This is a genomic window from Corynebacterium silvaticum (assembly GCF_004382825.2).
Classification (GTDB): domain Bacteria; phylum Actinomycetota; class Actinomycetes; order Mycobacteriales; family Mycobacteriaceae; genus Corynebacterium; species Corynebacterium silvaticum.
On record NZ_SDQO02000004.1, the window covers coordinates 323,736 to 341,059 of the forward strand.

Genomic DNA, 17,324 nt, shown 5'->3' on the forward strand with positions numbered 1-17,324 from the left:
AAATAAGTGCAGGTTACCGCACCCAGTCAGAGCAATCTAGCGCTAGGTGCCATCATTCTTTTCACGAAATAACGACACCTATCCCAGCCGAGCGGTAGCCAACAACTGAACATACAAAGTTTACTTTATGCGTTACTTCATTAATAAAGATGTTGGCCAGCTTTACAGCTTTTCGGTCGAGCAATTCACAGCTTAGCAAATTTTGTGACTCACCCTACATTGCACCGTTTCACCCCCAGCAACAACCCCCAACATGCTGCAAAAATCATCCACCACACCCCCTCAAGCAACCCCGGCCTAACAGCGTCCTGCAATGATGCAATTTGCTAATCATTAAACCTAATTATCAACAGAAAAGACCTAGTAATTTATGCGCTTTGCCGGTACTATTCGGACTGGCTGTGACATTCAACTCACACGTTTCCGTGAGAACCCGAGGCAGCTTCCAATCTCTAGAAAGCATGAGCATGAGCGAGTTCCCCGTACTACCCAGCGATCTTCTCCCCGTTGACCCCAGATTTGGATGTGGACCTTCAAAAGTTCGCACAGAGCAACTCCTAGCGATCACCGAAAAAGGTCGCACAGTTATGGGCACTTCGCATCGTCAACCCGCAGTCAAAAACGTTGTGGGCAACATTCGGGAAGGCCTCTCCTCCCTATTCAACCTTCCCGATGGCTATGAAATCGTCCTTTCCCTTGGCGGAGCTACCGCCTTTTGGGATTGCGCAACCTTCGGCCTGATCGAATCCAAATCCGGGCATCTCACCTATGGCGAATTCTCTGGAAAATTTGCTAGTGCAGCAGCCAAAGCCCCCTGGCTACAAGAGCCCACCGTCATTTCCGCAGAACCCGGCGATGCACCGACTCCCGTTGCTTTAGACGGCTGCGACGTTGTGTCCTGGGCCCATAATGAGACGTCCACGGGTGCTATGGTCCCGGTCATCCGCCCAACAGGTTCTGAGGGTCAGCTGGTGGTCATTGACGCAACCTCAGGAGCAGGAGGACTTCCCGTAGAGATCGACCAAGCTGACGTTTATTATTTCTCACCCCAAAAATGCTTTGCCTCCGACGGCGGCCTCTGGCTTGCTGCAATGAGCCCAGCAGCTTTGGAGCGTATCCAGAAGATCAATTCTTCCGACCGCTTCATCCCGGACTTCCTCAATCTGCAGACAGCCGTCGATAATTCCCGCAAAAACCAGACGTATAACACGCCTGCGGTATCCACACTGCTCATGCTGGAACAGCAGGTTCAGTGGATGAATGACCAGGGTGGGTTGTCTGCCATGGTGCAGCGCACAACTGCGTCTTCCGATGCTCTTTATCAGTGGGCTGAGGCACGTCAGGAAACAACGCCTTTTGTTGCGTCGCCAGAAAAACGCTCCCTAGTTGTAGGAACCATTGATTTTGATGATTCCATCGATGCCGCACAGGTGGCTCGAATTCTCCGCGCACATGGGATTCTTGACGTAGAGCCATACCGCAAGCTCGGACGCAACCAGCTACGCATCGGCATGTTCCCAGCTATCGAGACTTCAGACATCAGAATCCTGACATCCGCAATCGATTACATCCTGGACAATTCATTCGCTCTCGCGTAACGGCAGTCCCGCCCCATGGGTGGCGTCGTTAAGCTTGTCGACGCCACCCAAACCTCACAGTTCTCTCAGTGCCCACCGCAGCCGCCCCATGGTTCTTCCGCAAGCATTCATCCCACATGCCGGCAGAGCACCGGCCGTTGGAGGCATCGCTGCGTTAAAGTAGAGGATGGTTATGTCCATCATCACAGCAAAGGAGTACTGATGCAGGAACTCGTTCTCATACCAAGCGAGTCCACGAAGACATCCCTTGTCTTCCACGCCGCTGAGTCCCCTGAGGACCAGTACTTCCTCGTCGTAGACGACTCCTTGCGTGCAACGCTGCTAGGAAAGACCTCCGAGGATCAATCCCCTGCGGCAACGAATACCGCTGAAGCTGATTCTGCAGCAGATGTGAAAGAGACTGCCTCTGAACCGGAAGAAGCTCGTCCCGCGGACGTTGCTGCCGTTTCGCCTGTTTCGACGGCAACAGACGCCCCTGAGCAACGCGAGCTGCGCACCAAAGAAATGGACCCCCGGCTCTCTACACCACTGGCTATGCGTCCACGAGAAATCCAGGATCGGATCCGGGGTGGCGCAACTGTAGCCCAGCTAGCAGAAGAAAACGGGGTCACAGAATCCCGTATTGAGCCCTACGCCCACCCAGTCCTGTTGGAGCGTGCACGCATCGCAGATATGGCTAAGCAGTCGCATCCCGTACGTGATGACGGGCCGGCACGTCTTACGTTGTGGGAAGTACTAGTCACTGCGTTTGCAGCTCGCGGCCTTGATCTATCAACCACACAGTGGGATGCCTACCGTGACGCCTCCGGCCAGTGGATTGCCACGGTGTCATGGAAATCCGGTGTCAGTGATCTCACCGCAGAGTGGTCTTACCACCGAAATAGCATGTCCTCTACCACCGCAATAGCTCGGAACGGGATTGCCGCAGATCTCATCGACCCCGATTTCATCCAACCCGTGCGAACAATCTCCCCGGTAGGAAGGCCACGCGCGGTCGATGTCTTTGACAATACTCGGTCTCCCGAGGCTCCTCAGGACCCGCATGCGGAGTCAGAGGTAGAAAAAACTCGCGATGATCTTCCACCCATCACAGACGCAGAAGAAGCACAACGCGAGATTTCTTCTCAAGATTCCATAGAAGTTTCTGGCGAGGGATTCTTCCAGAGCCCAGACCAACAGCCTAAGACCCCCTCCAAGCGTCGCCGCAAGGCTGTGACTCCGCACTGGGAAGACGTTCTACTCGGTGTACGCACCAACACCAAGCGCCCCCGGTCTTAGTCATTCCCACCTCCGTTTTATCGCTTCCCTCCCCCACGTTTACTTCATTGCGATAAGGAACGATTCTTATGAGCACACCCGATTATGGAGATCCCTCAGCTCCACATCACGACGCCGTGGTGACCTTGTGGTTTGTCACAACCGCGGACCCCGGCGCGGTTATAGCAAAGCAACCCCGAGCGGACCGAGGGTTTGGCCGAAAGCTACTAGCCCAACTAAATCCACGCTGGCCGATTACTCCCATTGGTCAGTTTTCCTTGAATCGTTCGGCACAGGCTTCCCCGCATGAGTTCTATATCGCGGGATTTGAGGGGCTTTCAATCATCCAAACAGGTGTAGCTGACGCCACTAAGCTGTCCAAGCTCAATCCAAAGCTTCGTTCCTGTATTCCAGCGGCAGATGTCTATGCCTTTGCGATCAACGAGGAGACCGGGCTAGGGGCGTTTGCGCATTGGACTGGCGACGCCTTACGGCGGTCTTTTTCCGCCCGCAGAGAACGCGTATATGAGGACCTAGGGCTTCCAGAACCCTTTGAAAACCCCTATTGGGCAGGAGAAAAAGCAGAGGACAGCGGAGGAATTACTCTGCCTTTCTGGCCCATTGAACTCATGTATGAGGCCCAAAGACAATGGCTCGGTTTTGACGTTGAGGATGCCTCCGACATCAACGTGGCTGCCTTTGCTGTCGACGGACGACCCGAGCCCAAACTCGTGGATCATCCTTCCGACCAGAAAAAGAGCATTCAGTCGTTGGTTACCACAGCTTCCTCCAAACTTGGACTGGGAGAATCTCGAAACGACTACGACGACTATGAGCAGCATGGTTCTGAGCCGCCGGTCACCGCAGAGCTGGCTCGTTACGCGGAAGTATCAAAAGATGTGGCCCAGCACCTCGCTGTTGCTGCGGGGAAAAAGATTCGAACTTTTTCCCGCAAGCTAGCTGAAAAGCTGCGTCACACCGACCGCCACTAATTACCTGAGCGATCTGTCACGCTCATAAAAAGCAATCGCGGCGGATGTGGCAAGGTTAAGCGAATCAGTTCCAGGTGCCATAGGAATGCGGGCGCGGACATCAGTTGCGCGCATAGCATGTTCGGTGAGCCCAGGGCCTTCAGCACCGACGAGGAGTGCCACTTTGTCGTATGGGCGCCCGGTGGTGGCGTCGACAAGCGCATCTGCAAGGTGTTCAGCCTCAGGGTGAGGGGTAAGGGAAACCAGATGGAACCCAGCCTCTTTCAGTTCTTCTAGTTCTCGTTGCCATGTTGTTCTTTTGCCACCAAAATGAGCAAAAGGTGTCCGGAGCACATGCCCCATGGAAACACGCACGACGCGACGATACAGCGGGTCTGTGCAACCATTGCCAAATAGGATGGCGTCCACGCCCATTCCTGCGGCATTTCGGAACATTGAGCCAATGTTCTCGTGATCGCCTACCCCCTCAAGTATGGCGACGGTATATGCTTCAGATACGGCCTCTGCGATGGATAGCCCCGCCACGCGGTCGGCCGCTGCAAGTAGTCCGCGGTGCATGTCAAAACCAGCCACGCTCGCCAGTGTCTCTCGATCCAGGGAGTAGACTGGGATATCACGCACCAGTTCGGCTATCGCGGGATCGCTAAGAAATGATTCGAGTTTGGCAGGAAAACCAATCAGACAGCGAACAGGAAAACGCGACTGTATAAGCCTGCCGACCACCAACGGCCCCTCAGCAATGACCAACCCTTTTCCGCCAGGAAGATCTGGTCGGTTGTCGGAATGATTCAAGTCTCGGAAATCATCAAGACGCGGGTCTTCAGGATCTGCGATATGCACGATGTTAAGCGCCGATGGAGTTGGTTGTTCAGTCACGCATTACATGTTATCGCGCGTGGGGATTCTTCAATGCCTCGGTAGTTCGAAGACCCTTGTGAGAGGCGTTCCGCACTTAATAAAACAAAACTCCCGATCAGGCACAGGCATGCCGTAATCGGGAGTCTCATGGGACATAACGCTGTCCACTAATGCTTAGCCAAGAGCCGACATAATCGGGTCGATGGAGAAGTACATCACAAACAACGCGGAGACCAGCCACATAATCCAGTGGATTTCTTTGGCTTTTCCAGCAAAGAGAGTCATCAGGGTGAAGGTAATGAACCCGACGCCGATGCCATTAGCGATCGAGTAGGTAAAAGGCATGATGACGATGGTGAGGAAGGCCGGGAGCGCAATGTTGAACTTTGTAAAGTCAATCTCTCTCACCTGTCCGATCATCATTGCGCCGACCACGACGAGGACCGGTGCAGCTGCTTCAATCGGCACTATCTCATACAACGGTGTAAGGAACATCGCGAGGAGGAAGAGAAGGCCCGTAACCACGTTAGACAGGCCGGTACGAGCGCCGTCTGCAATACCGGCAGCGGAGTCAACGTAAACAGTCGCGGAGGAAGCAGAGGCGCCACCGCCGATAATTGCACCTGCGCCTTCAACAACAAGTGCCTTCTTCATGTCCGGAAGCACGCCGTTGTCGTCGACAAGCCGTGCCTGCTTTCCTAGCGCCGTCATAGTTCCCATTGCGTCGAAGAAGTTAGCCAACACGAGGGTAAACAGCAGCAAGGTAGCGGCTAGGGCACCAACGCGGGTAAAAGCGCCGAGGAGAGAGACGTTACCAATGAGGGAAAGATCTGGGATTCCGCCAAAGCCTTCCGGAATCATCGGAATTGCAAGGCTCCAGCCTCCGGTGGGGTTATCCGCGGAAGAGCCAGCACCGGTCAGGGCTTCTACGATCATGCCGATGATTGTGGTCGCCACGATGCCGATGAAAAGACCGCCACGAATGTTGCGGATTACCATGAAGCCACAAATCAGCAGACCGATGATAAAGACAAAGGTAGGCCACGAAGCAATCGAACCATTGGTGCCCAATCCGACGGGGACAGTAGTGTGTGCAGCGTCTGGGAGGCGGCGCACAAAGCCGGCGTCGACAAGCCCGATAAGAGCAATGAACATGCCGATACCAACACTCATAGCGGCGATCATCGGCTTAGGAATGGCATCAAACACCGCCTGACGGAAACCAGAAACCGCCAGGATGACGATGATCACGCCGTCGAGGACTACCAGGCCCATGGCTTCTGCCCAGGTCAGTCCCTCAGTGGAGACCATAGAGACAGCAACAAGGGTGTTGATGCCAAGGCCGGCCGCAATGCCAAAGGGATACTTGGCTATGACGCCAAAAAGGATCGTCATTACGCCAGCTACAAAAGCAGTAGCTGCGGCCACCTGCGGAATACCAAGTACTGTTCCCTCGGAGTCAGGACTCGTCCCTAGGATGAGAGAGTTAAGGATGATGATGTAAGCCATCGCAAAGAACGTGACCACACCTGCACGAACTTCGGTTCCAATTGTTGAACCACGCTCACTGATCTTGAAATAGCGATCGAACGCGCCGCGAGACTTCTCAGTCTGCTTCGGCGCTGCTTGATCAGAAGTAGGCATAGAAGCCATCTGATTCGCTCCAAATATTTAAAAGAGGGATACCTCGGAAAAACTTCCGCACACAAGATATTCCCATTCAGGAGCACTTGGATCAAACCGAAAATAGCCGACACACAGCGGGTTCATCCTCAAAACGAGTCATTTTTATCGTTTCTTGTGCCCCACAAGGGACATAATCGACGACAAAGCTGCTGCCCAGGGGTAGGGGTTAAAACCACCATATTTATTGGTTAGTACCAGCTGGAAAAATTTCTGGTTTTTCATCATCAAAGGGGCTATTTTCTACTACCCCAAGCGGCTCAGAGGGAGGCGTATCAGTGTGTGCACCGCACCCATACGTCGTATGAACTACGCGCCCATCCGCCGAATACTCGTTGACGCACACGCCGAAATCGTTTCCTACGGGTTCTGCAAGCGGGAAATAAAATGCGCATCCGCCACAATTGTGAGCCGCTTTCCTCGCATACTCAGACGAAGGACCAAAAGCTCCGTCTTTCCATCGTTCTGAGGCGGTCTGGATTCCCACCTTTGTCAGCTTCTTCGGCGTCCCAAAATCGTAAGCTGCTTGCTCCGAATCTTCAGTAAGCCGTGGATCATCTGGCCTAGGAGGAAGGAAGTCATTGGGGCCGAGGTCTCCCGGCTGAACTCGCTGGTGGTACGGGACCCAATCAGGTGCTTGCAGGGCTTCTTGTCCAGGCACAAGAGCAAGCTCGCTCACTGTTACCCAGCGGGAGCCACTGGCACATGCGACCACCACGTTCCATTCCCACCCGTTATATCCAGGTACGTCGGCGACAAAGCGATGCGTCGCGGAGGTTTCGTTGACGTTTCTTACCCCGATGTGGGCTCCGACTTCACCCTCCCCTAGTTCTTCTAGGGCGTGTCGTGCGACTGAAAGCGCCTTGGCACTCAATAACGGGCCGGACTGGCTATTTTTGGTATTACGTCTGTTCGGCACTCCCCTATTATCCAGCATCTATCCACAATCGATACATTGAGGGCACAATAACTGCTATGCGATTGCACCGTTTCACCTGCACGATGAAAGTCCTCAATCCACTGTTGATACTGCTACAGCGGTCGCATCTTCCGCGTAGGGATACACCCACCATGAAAGTTTTTTCAGTGGGTCTCCTCTCCATCGCGCTCGGCGTTACCTCGTGCGCTTCTCCCGCCGAGGTTTCCCAACCAACGCAAGAACCACTCGAACGTCCGTTGGAGCTGCAGGCAGAAATAATCTCGCGCCATGATTTCGACTCACGATCTTTTACTCAGGGGCTCGAAATGGACGGCGACTCATTAATCGTGGGAACAGGAGGATACGGAACCAGCTCGATCTACCGCACTTCTGTGGACAATATCCAGACAACGCGCAAGCAGCTTCCAGACTCCTTCTTTGGTGAAGGCATCACGGTGACTAAGACCGATCCGACTAAGGACAGTTCGCGGAAAATATGGCAATTGACGTGGAAAAATAATGTTGCAATCCAGCGTGATCCTGAATCGTTGGAGGAAACCGCACGGGCAACGTACCCGGGTGAGGGCTGGGGATTGTGCGCTTTCTCAGATCGCTTAATCATGTCTGACGGCACGAGCAGCCTGCGCGTTCTCGACCCACTGACTTTTGAGGAAATAAAACGGATCTCTGTTCGTGTGTCCAACGCCCAGGGACAAGCGATACCGGTAGAAGGGCTCAACGAACTGGAATGCGTTCCTGCTGGCTCAGGCGCGCAAACCGATACCGTCTATGCAAATAAATTCTTGTCCACAGAGATTCTAGGTATCGACGTAACCAGCGGCGTTGTCAGAGAGCGTATCGACGCCTCCCCTATCCCCAACAACGCACAACCAGATATTGACAACGTACTCAACGGCATCGCCCATATACCGGGCACAGACAACTTTTATATCACTGGCAAACGGTGGCCGGATCTCTACCGCGTCCGGTTTCTCCAGCGCGTATCCCCCTAGTTCTCCAGGCGAGGTAGTATTGCTCACCATGGCTAGTCGCAGAACTCGACGCAGAAACCTCATCCAGATTACCGCCCTCATCGTGGCGGTAGCACTAGTGGTAGCGGGGTCGATAGCATTCCAAACGTGGTGGAATAACCGTCCGGAAAAAGAACCGCGTGAGGTCGCGATCGAGGTTTCTTCGCCGTCATCTAGCCAAGAGGTTTTCCCTTTTAGTATCTGCGAACCCGGCGTCGAATGCCTGGAAAACACCGTTCCGGTTATAACCGTGAACGCGGATCAGGAACTCACCGTCAAAGTTCCATCACAAGTCTCCGACCATGACTGGTCTTTACTGAAAATCTATGATGATCCCACAGCAAACGATCAATCTTTCTACACCGCGCATGAGGCAAGTGAGGTCGCTGTCCCCGCTTCTGCGTCTTTGAAAAAGGATTCTCAGGATCGCACAAAGCTTGTTGTCGTTGAAGTCTCCTCCGTGCTCATAGGCCATGACGATAAGGGCGAGGAGACTCCATACACCGTCACATGGTCGATACGCGCCACGGTGACATAAAACCTTATGTAAGACAAATACCGACTATAAAGACATCCGTTTCTTTATAGTCGGTATATTATTTGTCTGCCTAGGAATCAAGTTCCTTTGCCACTGCTCGAAGTATTCCAGCTATCTGGCGTCCGTCTTTACGCTCTGGGAACCGGCCACTTCTCAGGCTTGGCTGTACCTTGAACTCTAAAATGGTCACAAGATCCGACACCATGCCATGAAGCTCCTCAGGGCTATGCTTGTGCCGATGTTGCGGCCTACGCGTCTTGGGCGCCTCAAGAATTTTTATGCGCAATGCCTGAGGTTTCTTCCCCACGTCCGCAAAATCGAACTCGATCCGCTGACCTTTTTCAAGCTTATCGACGCCCGCCGGCAACACATTCTTGCCCACGTAGCAGTCTTCGTCTCCAGGATTAGAAACGAATCCGTAGCCCTTTTCGGGGTCGTACCACCGAACTCTGCCAATCGGCACGACAAGACTCCTTCCATATTTTATCTACATGATCCTCATGGTTATCTTGCGATATTCGCACACAAAACCGCAGCAAATCACGCAATCAAGCACTCAGAGTCAAGTATGACAGGTACCTAGTTTCACTGACTCCCGCACCGACCCTTATGCGCCGATCCGAGATTTATCGCACGTTTCCCCACTGAAGCCAGCAATAAAAGAAACCACCGCGACTGGTTGTTATTCCTCAGACGATGCGGCGGCCTATGCACTGTTTTCCTAGGGAAAGTTCGAGATAGTAAAACTCAAAGTATAGCTCATTCCAGAAACCTCTCAAGACACCGTCACATCTACCTCACAGGTCACAATAAAAACAGCGATAAGGTGCAGATTTCCCCAAAACGCCTTCTTTTTAGCCTCTGTGATAAAAAATTTCTATCTCGCAACAACAGCCATTGACCAGCATTTTCACCCAAAACTCCCAGGAATTTCGCCGCTAAAAAGAAAGAAAAACGTGACACAACCGTTATAAACCAGTACCGTAGTCAATCGAGCACCGCGTAGGCCACCGTCCGATATCTTCGCCAGCCCCTGTCTGGATATCGAGCCGGTCTACGCATGAAGTGCAGAGGAATTGACCGTTCGCGGTTGAGCTCCGGCCCAACCAACTACACACAACTCACTCAGCAGACAGGGGCTCGTGGTTGACCACCGCACTCGGTACATTCGTATCGAGCGTGTGGTTCCTTCCCTGCAAGACATGCGTTTGTCCCATGGACTACAACACGCGTCCTGCGCTTACCACGATTCTCGGCGGCACAACGAGAGGAAACTTTCTTTAATGGCACGTCACGCTCGTAAGTCCGCTTCTGCACTGGCAAAGATTGCAGCTTCCACTGTCGCAGTCGGCTCAGCAGCCACCCTGTTCGCTCCCGCAGCATCTGCTGCACCAGATTCTGACTGGGATCGTCTTGCAGGCTGCGAATCCGGTGGCAACTGGGCAATCAACACCGGCAACGGCTACTACGGTGGCATTCAGTTCTCTGCAAGCACGTGGAAAGGCTTCGGCGGTGGGCAGTACGCACCAACCGCTGACAAGGCCACCCGCGAGCAGCAGATCGCCGTCGCAGAAAAGGTTCTTGCTTCTCAGGGCTGGGGCGCATGGCCTTCCTGCTCCGCAAAGCTTGGGCTTAACTCAGCACCAACGCCTCGCGATTCTGTCGCATCTGCACCAGCACCGCTACAGCAGATCGTTGACGACGCACAGAACTACGCAGCTGCATCCGGCCAAAACGCCGATAAGCTTGCTGTCGATGCGGTTTACAAGGTAGTCAAGGATCGCCTCGCTGGCTACGGCATCGGGGTTCACCCTGAAATTGACGCCTTCTACCAGGCCAACAACAACAATTTCGATGCCTTCTACCAGGCAAATCGCCAGGTAATTGATACCGCCATGGGCATGTAAAACACGCCTAAAATTTTAGGTCCCGCTAGCGCTACATTATTGGGCGCTAACGGGACCTATCTTTTTTATACACACATGTGGTGTCCTCGCTTGTTCTACAAGTGAGGACACCACAGATAGTGGAGCTACAGGCTACTTATTCACCCGGGTATAAGGGTGAACATAACCGGTTTCTTCTACAGGAACAGGTAGCTCAATGTCGCCCCACGGGCTATTAGCACCAGCGACTTTAGCCACAAGCTCGGTCACAGCGTGCCCGCCACCCGGGACGTGTGCAGGCCAGCCCGGATCGACGTATCCTTTTTTCTCCATGTTTGCCATGTGTCCCATTGTTTCAAACTTTAGGGGTAAAAGTCACCTGAAAGAGCAACTAAACTGAAATACCATCATGTGCTCTTCTTTTGCCCCTTATACGTGGCCCCTCAATTTCCGCGAGTGGCTGAGTTCACTCGACGAGAAAAACCTCGCGGCCATCCTTAAAAATAGGCCCGATGTCACCCACCCGCTTCCTCCCGGAATATCCTCATTAGCTGCTCGTTTACAGCTACGCGCATCATTGGCGCGTGCATTGATGTCCCTCACTGCATTCGAGCTTTTGACGCTTGAGGCGGCCAGTTCCCTTGGCGCAGAACTCGAACCTGTGATTGCCCCCAATCTGGTGGATGCACTGCGTGACTATCTTGGGGAACAGGCTCCGGACAACCTTGATGTACTCGTCGAAGAAGCTGTCACCTCACTTGTACTGCGCGCCCTCATGTATGGTTCCCCCGCGTCTTTCAAGGTTGTCCCTGAGGCAATGAACGCGCTTCCTACCGGATGGCAATTATTTGGGGTAAGCGCCCAAGAAGAAACCGATTTCCAGCAGGTTCTGGATACCTTGGATGAACGCGATCACAAAATCCTCACTACCCTTGACCGGTCCGGCGGCACAGGAATAACCAAAGATGCTGCTCCTGATGCAGACCCTCAGCGACCGATACCACGACTGATCGCGCAGGGGCTTCTCATACGGGTTGACGCCACGACTGTTCGGCTTTCTATGCCTGTGCGATACCTTCTGAGAGGCCAACAGCCACCGCTTATCCCTGTACTACCGAGTTCCCGCGTGGAGTTCGCCGCGTCCAGTAAGAATGATGAGAATAGCGCCGGGACTGGTCTAGAGGTGGTACGCCTTATGCGGATACTTCTGCGCGAACTCGGGCATGATCCCATGCCCCTGCTCAAAGACGGAGTTCTGGGAGTTCGTAGCGTCACCACGCTCACGCAGATTCTCGATTCCGACGAGCTCACAGCCCTCCGAGTCATGTCGTTGGCTATGTCCTGCGACTTGGTCGCCCGAGGAGTACCAGATCCTCTCCCCACCGACGACACAGGGGGTGACTATCTCTGCCCTACTCACCGCGCCGACGAGTGGCTCGTTTCTCCGCTGTCTCACCAATGGTCACAGTTGGTGTACGGCTGGTATTTTCATGGGATCTTGCGCCCTTGGGTGGTCAATACCCTAGATGATAAGGGCAAACCTCAACGCTTCCTTTCGCCAGCCACGTGGAATGAAAAACTACCGTCGCTGCGTGAGCTGGTTCTGCGGACTACGGCGCAGCATTCCACACCTTCAGGTATTTCCGATCATTCACTCCGCGCGAATATCGGTTTTGCAGCCCCACTGCGTGTGTCTAGGGTCTCCCCCGAGCATATTGATCAGCTCGTTGCAGAAGCTCGTTGGATCGGCGTACTCACCGCGAGCAATGGCACTACTTCTGTGCTGGATGCCCTTGTCAAGGGAACCGAGACTACTGCGCTTTCGCGTCTTGATCAGATAACGCAATCCTTAACTCCTACAGAAGTCACACAGCTCATCCCCCAGGCTGATATGACAATCCTTGCTCCTGGCCCGCTGCCCCAGCTTCTTATGCAAGAGATGGCACTTTTGGGCGAGGCCGAATCGATGGGGTTGGCTAGCGTCTATCGCATCACGGAATCAAGCGTACGACGTGCCTTAGACGCAGGGCGTACGCCTGAAGAGCTCACAGGCTTTCTCAAGGCTCATGTCCTGGGTGAGCTGCCGCAATCTATCTCGTACCTCATCGCTGACGTTGCGCGTCGTCACGGCTCTTTAAGGGGTGGGCCCGCCGTAAGTTACCTACGTTGCGCCGATGAAGCTTTGCTGTTACAGGTCAGTCGGACCTCCGCGGCGGAAGCTGTTGGCCTCAGGCTCATAGCACCCACTGTCGCCATATCGCAGGCGCCGCTGGTTCGAGTGCTTCAGGCGCTGCGTGAGGAAGGTTTTCATCCAGTTGCTGAAGATGCCAACGGCATCAGTATCGATATCCGGCCCGCGCCCTCTCGCCTGTCCACACCGCTGCGGTCGCACCACCCAGAGGAAGACAATGAGGCACACATTGCTGCCGCCATAGCGTCTATTCTGCGACATGATGCTGCTAAGGAAGCCGTCGCGGCGGGCACAAAGGCGACGGTTCATGGTTCAGGAGTTCTCAGTGCGCTGCAGTCGGCGATTCGTGCCAAGCGCACCGTCACGCTCGGATTCGTGGACAAACATGGCCAAGCGGTGCATAGGGTGGTCACGCCCATCACTGTTTCTAGTGGTCAGCTTTCTGCCGTAGATCCTGTCGACGGTGCCATGCATCGTTTTACCATCCACAGGATCACCGAGATAGTGATCAACCAGTCCGAGTAATCCACGCCCTGTCGATATAACAGCGTATTCGTGCATAAAAGCTGGGATGCCACGGTGCTCAATGCCATAATGGACAGTCTGTATTTCCCTTGAGGGTTGAGGAGTGTTTCCCTGTGGCATTTGCTGACGGCCCGCTGATCGTCCAGTCGGATAAAACCGTTTTGTTAGAAATCGACCACGCCCAAGCCGGTGCCGCACGAGCAGCGCTAGCTCCCTTTGCAGAGCTGGAGCGAGCCCCTGAGCACATTCATACCTATCGGATCACTCCTTTAGCTTTATGGAACGCTCGTGCCGCAGGTCATGACGCAGAAGGCGTTGTCGATGTATTAGAAAAGTTCTCACGCTTCCCCGTCCCGCAGGCTTTGCTTATCGACGTCGCCGAGACCATGTCTAGGTACGGTCGAGTACGGCTGCACAAGCATCCTGCGCATGGTCTTATTCTGGAATCGGCAGAACCGGCAATCCTTGCTGAGCTGATTCGTCATAAGAAGATCCATCCCATGTTAGGCGCACAGATTGATGCAGAAACCATCGTTGTGCATCCGTCTGAGAGAGGTCGGCTCAAGCAAGAACTGCTCAAAGTTGGCTGGCCGGCTGAAGATCTCGCGGGCTACGTGGATGGTGAGGCTCACCCGATTGCGTTGTCCCAGGAGCATGAGCACTGGGAACTACGCGACTATCAAAAGATGGCTGCGGATTCCTTCTGGGAAGGCGGAAGCGGCGTGGTCGTGCTCCCCTGTGGGGCAGGAAAGACCATGGTGGGAGCGGCTTCTATGGCCCAGGCGCAAGCCACCACCCTTATTTTGGTCACCAACACCGTAGCCGGACGACAATGGCGCGACGAGCTATTACGGCGCACAACGCTAACGCCAGAGGAGATCGGCGAATATTCCGGGGAGAAAAAGGAGATTCGACCGGTGACCATCGCAACGTATCAAGTGGTCACTCGTAAAACCAAAGGGGAATATCGTGCCCTTGAACTCTTTGATTCTCGCGACTGGGGACTCATTATCTACGATGAGGTCCACCTTCTTCCGGCACCGGTCTTCCGGATGACCTCCGATCTCCAATCCCGCCGACGCTTAGGCCTTACTGCAACGCTTGTCCGGGAGGACGGCCGAGAAGGCGATGTGTTTAGTTTGATTGGACCAAAGCGCTACGATGCCCCGTGGAAAGACTTAGAACAACGCGGGTTTATCGCTACCGCAGAGTGCACTGAAGTCCGCACGACCATGACAGAAGAAGAGCGCATGCTCTATGCCACAGCGGAAAACCAAGATCGGTATCGCATTGCTGCCTGCGCGGAGTCCAAGCTTCGCGCCGTCGATACGCTCCTGCAGCGCCATCAAGGCTTGCCGACGCTCATCATCGGCGCTTACATCGATCAATTAGAAGAACTCGGTACGCGTTTTGGTGTCCCCGTGATCGAGGGGAAGACAAGCAACAAAAAGCGTGAGGAGCTGTTTAACAAATTCCGCGCTGGAGACATCACCACTCTCGTGGTGAGCAAAGTAGCTAACTTCTCTATCGATTTGCCGGAAGCCGCAGTAGCCATCCAGGTGTCCGGCACTTTCGGCTCGCGGCAAGAGGAGGCGCAGCGGCTAGGAAGACTGTTACGCCCAAAGTCCGATGGCTCAGAGGCGCACTTCTATAGCGTTGTGAGCCGCGACAGCCTCGATAGTGAGTATGCAGCACATAGGCAACGATTCCTGGCCGAACAGGGCTACGCGTACCGGATCATCGATGCCGCCGACCTCATCTAGACAGTTAAGCTATAAGAGCAGCCCAAGGCTGCTTTCCGCGTATTTCTACCAAGGGACCTGACCAATCATGCAAAAGTTTTCTTTTCCTATCGACTCCGATTACGCTAAAAAGAATAATGAGTTATTAAAGGACACCAAGCGCTTACAGCTTTCAGCTGGTCTTTTTGGACTCATACAGCTCGTCATCGGCATCGCTTTGCTCTTGGCCCTAGGAGGGACCTTTGGCGGAATAGTTTTTGCGATTTTTGCGGTCATGGCCCTGATTAGCTTTGCGATGATAACCGTGATCCCTAAAAAAGTGGGAACCTCAGAAAGCCTCTACCAGAACTATCCTTTAGCAGCAGGAATGATCGCAGAGGTTAATCCCCGCGATTTTGTTGTTATGGCATTAGTCAACGCAAATGTTGATGAACAAGCTCCTCCCACGTGGGCTCTGGCTACTCGCAACATCACCAACCTTGAGGGCGTAGAGCGCACCGTGGGCGAACGTGTCCCGGTGGTTGCTGTTGCAGGGCAACGCTCTGTACACAGCCAAGGTACCTGGGACCAGATTTCTCCCATGCCCATCGGCTGGGCCACCACTGACCCCACCGTCATTGAACGCGCCATCGAGGAAATTCCTGACGAGCAGTGGAACACCTTGCACAAAAACCTCACACGGTTGGACGATGTTAAAGAAACCAAATTTGATCTGTTGGTGATCGACTAATGACGCATACTCCACATACTCCCGGCGTCCAGCGTCTAAACGAATTTGGCCAAACCATCTTTGCCACGATGAGTGCAAAGGCCGCAGAATTCCATGCGGTCAATCTTGGTCAAGGTTTTCCCGAAAGCGATGGCCCCGCGGCCATGCTGGAACGAGCTCAGCAAGAAATAGCTCAAGGCAACAACCAATATGCGCCGGCTCGTGGGATTCCTCGTTTGCGCCAGGCCATTGCCAGCGCCCGAGAACGACACTTCGGTGTCTCCTACGATCCCGACACCGAAGTACTTGTGACGGTGGGCGCAACCGAAGCGATTTCCGCCACGATATTGGGTCTCGTAGAACCAGGCGAAGACGTCCTAGTCTTCGAACCCTATTATGACTCTTATGCTGCATCTATCGCGCTCGCTGGCGCGCGTCGTATAGCTGCTGTTCCGCTCATTCCAGATGGACGCTCGTGGACACTCGACATAGATGCCTTTACAGCTGCGCTTACCCCGCGTACATCCATGGTGATTATCAATTCACCGCATAATCCAACGGGCGCTGTTTTTGATGAACAAACGCTCAAAGCCTTCGCTTCCGTCTGTGCTGAGCATGATCTCCTCGTCCTCTCTGACGAGGCTTATGAGCACTACACCTTTGGCGACCACTCTCATCTCCCGGTAGCTAGCCTTCCAGGTATGCGAGAACGCACCATTACGGTCTCCTCCGCGGCCAAGACATTCAACGTAACTGGATGGAAAACCGGGTGGGCTCTAGCCCCCGCACCGCTACTCAATGCAGTATTTAAAGCAAAGCAATTTATGAGCTACGTCGGTGCCACCCCATTCCAACCCGCTGTCGCTTACGCGCTAGACCATGAAGACGCATGGATTCACAGCACCGTCGCAGAGACCGAAGCTAAAGGCATTCTGCCTTCCGACGGCCTGCGCCAAGCAGGATTCAACGTCTACGACACCCACGGCGCTTTCTACGTTGTCGCCGATATCTCCTCTATGACCGATAAAACCGGCAACCAATTCTGCCTCGATCTTCCCCAAGAAAAAGGCGTAGCAGCCATCCCCATAGAGCCGTTTACAGGCTCTTCCGTGGGCTGGAGCAGCGCTGTTCGCTTTGCATACTGCAGAGACCGACAAGAGATCCTCACGGCGATTGAGCGTCTGATTGCCCCTGTTTGTTAGGGGTTGTGAACAACCCCCTCTAAAAAGCTTAAACCCCTTAACACCCCCTACTCGAGGGGGTGTTAAGGGGTTGTTTACGCGTAAAAAAAGGGAAGAGAGTCTAGGCACCACACCCACCCCCAAGGGGGTAAGGCATCATACCTAGACTCTCTTCCTACATATCAAATTTTTTGGTTGGCGGCGACCTACTCTC

General features: G+C 53.9%; 15 protein-coding genes. 10 read left to right on the plus strand and 5 right to left on the minus strand.

Translation table 11 applies throughout. The features are described from left to right. Positions 1-467 precede the first annotated feature (467 nt). The 3 genes from serC (at position 468) to ET810_RS11365 (ending at position 3,847) form a co-directional block, all read left to right on the plus strand. Positions 468-1,598 carry a phosphoserine transaminase gene (gene serC / locus ET810_RS11355; protein WP_134316055.1) on the plus strand — a complete coding sequence of 377 codons (1,131 nt, stop codon included), beginning with the start codon at positions 468-470 and terminating at the stop codon, positions 1,596-1,598. 201 nt (positions 1,599-1,799) lie between these two features. Then, entirely contained in the window at positions 1,800-2,876 is a 1,077-nt protein-coding gene (gene sepH / locus ET810_RS11360) for a septation protein SepH (protein WP_087453608.1), read from the plus strand. Between the two features lie 68 nt (positions 2,877-2,944). Then, positions 2,945-3,847, plus strand: coding sequence for a DUF6928 family protein (locus ET810_RS11365; RefSeq protein WP_134316056.1), 903 nt, complete (start codon positions 2,945-2,947; stop codon positions 3,845-3,847). Here ET810_RS11365 and ET810_RS11370 read toward each other — a convergent pair whose 3' ends face one another. From ET810_RS11370 to ET810_RS11380, 3 genes are all read right to left on the minus strand, one after another. After that, a complete protein-coding gene (locus ET810_RS11370) occupies positions 3,848-4,723 on the minus strand; it encodes a TrmH family RNA methyltransferase (protein WP_087453606.1) in 876 nt (291 codons plus the stop codon). A 156-nt stretch (positions 4,724-4,879) separates the two neighbouring features. After that, positions 4,880-6,358 carry an NCS2 family permease gene (locus ET810_RS11375; protein WP_134316057.1) on the minus strand — a complete coding sequence of 493 codons (1,479 nt, stop codon included), beginning with the start codon at positions 6,356-6,358 and terminating at the stop codon, positions 4,880-4,882. Between the two features lie 214 nt (positions 6,359-6,572). Next, positions 6,573-7,307 carry a DUF3027 domain-containing protein gene (locus ET810_RS11380; protein WP_087453604.1) on the minus strand — a complete coding sequence of 245 codons (735 nt, stop codon included), beginning with the start codon at positions 7,305-7,307 and terminating at the stop codon, positions 6,573-6,575. Between the two features lie 56 nt (positions 7,308-7,363). Here ET810_RS11380 and ET810_RS11385 point away from each other — a divergent pair, with 56 nt between their 5' ends. Then, positions 7,364-8,320, plus strand: a complete 957-nt coding sequence (locus ET810_RS11385; RefSeq protein WP_087453603.1) for a glutaminyl-peptide cyclotransferase — start codon at positions 7,364-7,366, stop codon at positions 8,318-8,320. A gap of 28 nt (positions 8,321-8,348) precedes the next feature. Then, complete coding sequence (locus ET810_RS11390) at positions 8,349-8,876, plus strand: DUF2771 domain-containing protein (RefSeq protein ID WP_087453602.1); 528 nt, start codon at positions 8,349-8,351, stop codon at positions 8,874-8,876. Positions 8,877-8,946: 70 nt separating this feature from the next. On the opposite strand, the gene ET810_RS11395 is transcribed toward ET810_RS11390, so the two are convergent. Beyond that, on the minus strand, positions 8,947-9,339 hold the full coding sequence (locus ET810_RS11395; RefSeq protein WP_087453601.1) for a cold-shock protein: 393 nt from the start codon (positions 9,337-9,339) through the stop codon (positions 8,947-8,949). Positions 9,340-10,159: 820 nt separating this feature from the next. Between ET810_RS11395 and ET810_RS11400 the strand changes: the two genes are divergently transcribed. Then, complete coding sequence (locus ET810_RS11400) at positions 10,160-10,783, plus strand: resuscitation-promoting factor Rpf1 domain-containing protein (protein WP_087453600.1); 624 nt, start codon at positions 10,160-10,162, stop codon at positions 10,781-10,783. A gap of 132 nt (positions 10,784-10,915) precedes the next feature. Here the strand turns inward: ET810_RS11400 and ET810_RS11405 are convergent, their stop codons facing one another. Continuing rightward, on the minus strand, positions 10,916-11,104 hold the full coding sequence (locus tag ET810_RS11405) for a hypothetical protein (RefSeq protein WP_134316058.1): 189 nt from the start codon (positions 11,102-11,104) through the stop codon (positions 10,916-10,918). Between the two features lie 67 nt (positions 11,105-11,171). On the opposite strand from ET810_RS11405, the gene ET810_RS11410 reads away from it, so the two are divergent. The 4 genes from ET810_RS11410 (at position 11,172) to ET810_RS11425 (ending at position 17,131) form a co-directional block, all read left to right on the plus strand. Then, positions 11,172-13,478 carry a helicase-associated domain-containing protein gene (locus tag ET810_RS11410; RefSeq protein WP_134316059.1) on the plus strand — a complete coding sequence of 769 codons (2,307 nt, stop codon included), beginning with the start codon at positions 11,172-11,174 and terminating at the stop codon, positions 13,476-13,478. Positions 13,479-13,591: 113 nt separating this feature from the next. Next, on the plus strand, positions 13,592-15,241 hold the full coding sequence (locus ET810_RS11415; protein WP_134316060.1) for a DNA repair helicase XPB: 1,650 nt from the start codon (positions 13,592-13,594) through the stop codon (positions 15,239-15,241). Positions 15,242-15,308: 67 nt separating this feature from the next. Next, positions 15,309-15,950, plus strand: a complete 642-nt coding sequence (locus ET810_RS11420) for a DUF3239 domain-containing protein (RefSeq protein ID WP_087453598.1) — start codon at positions 15,309-15,311, stop codon at positions 15,948-15,950. Further along, positions 15,950-17,131 (plus strand): pyridoxal phosphate-dependent aminotransferase, encoded by a 1,182-nt coding sequence (locus ET810_RS11425; RefSeq protein ID WP_087453597.1) that lies wholly within the window; start codon positions 15,950-15,952, stop codon positions 17,129-17,131. Before ET810_RS11420 ends, ET810_RS11425 begins: the two co-directional genes overlap by 1 nt. The last annotated feature ends 193 nt before the right edge of the window (positions 17,132-17,324 follow it).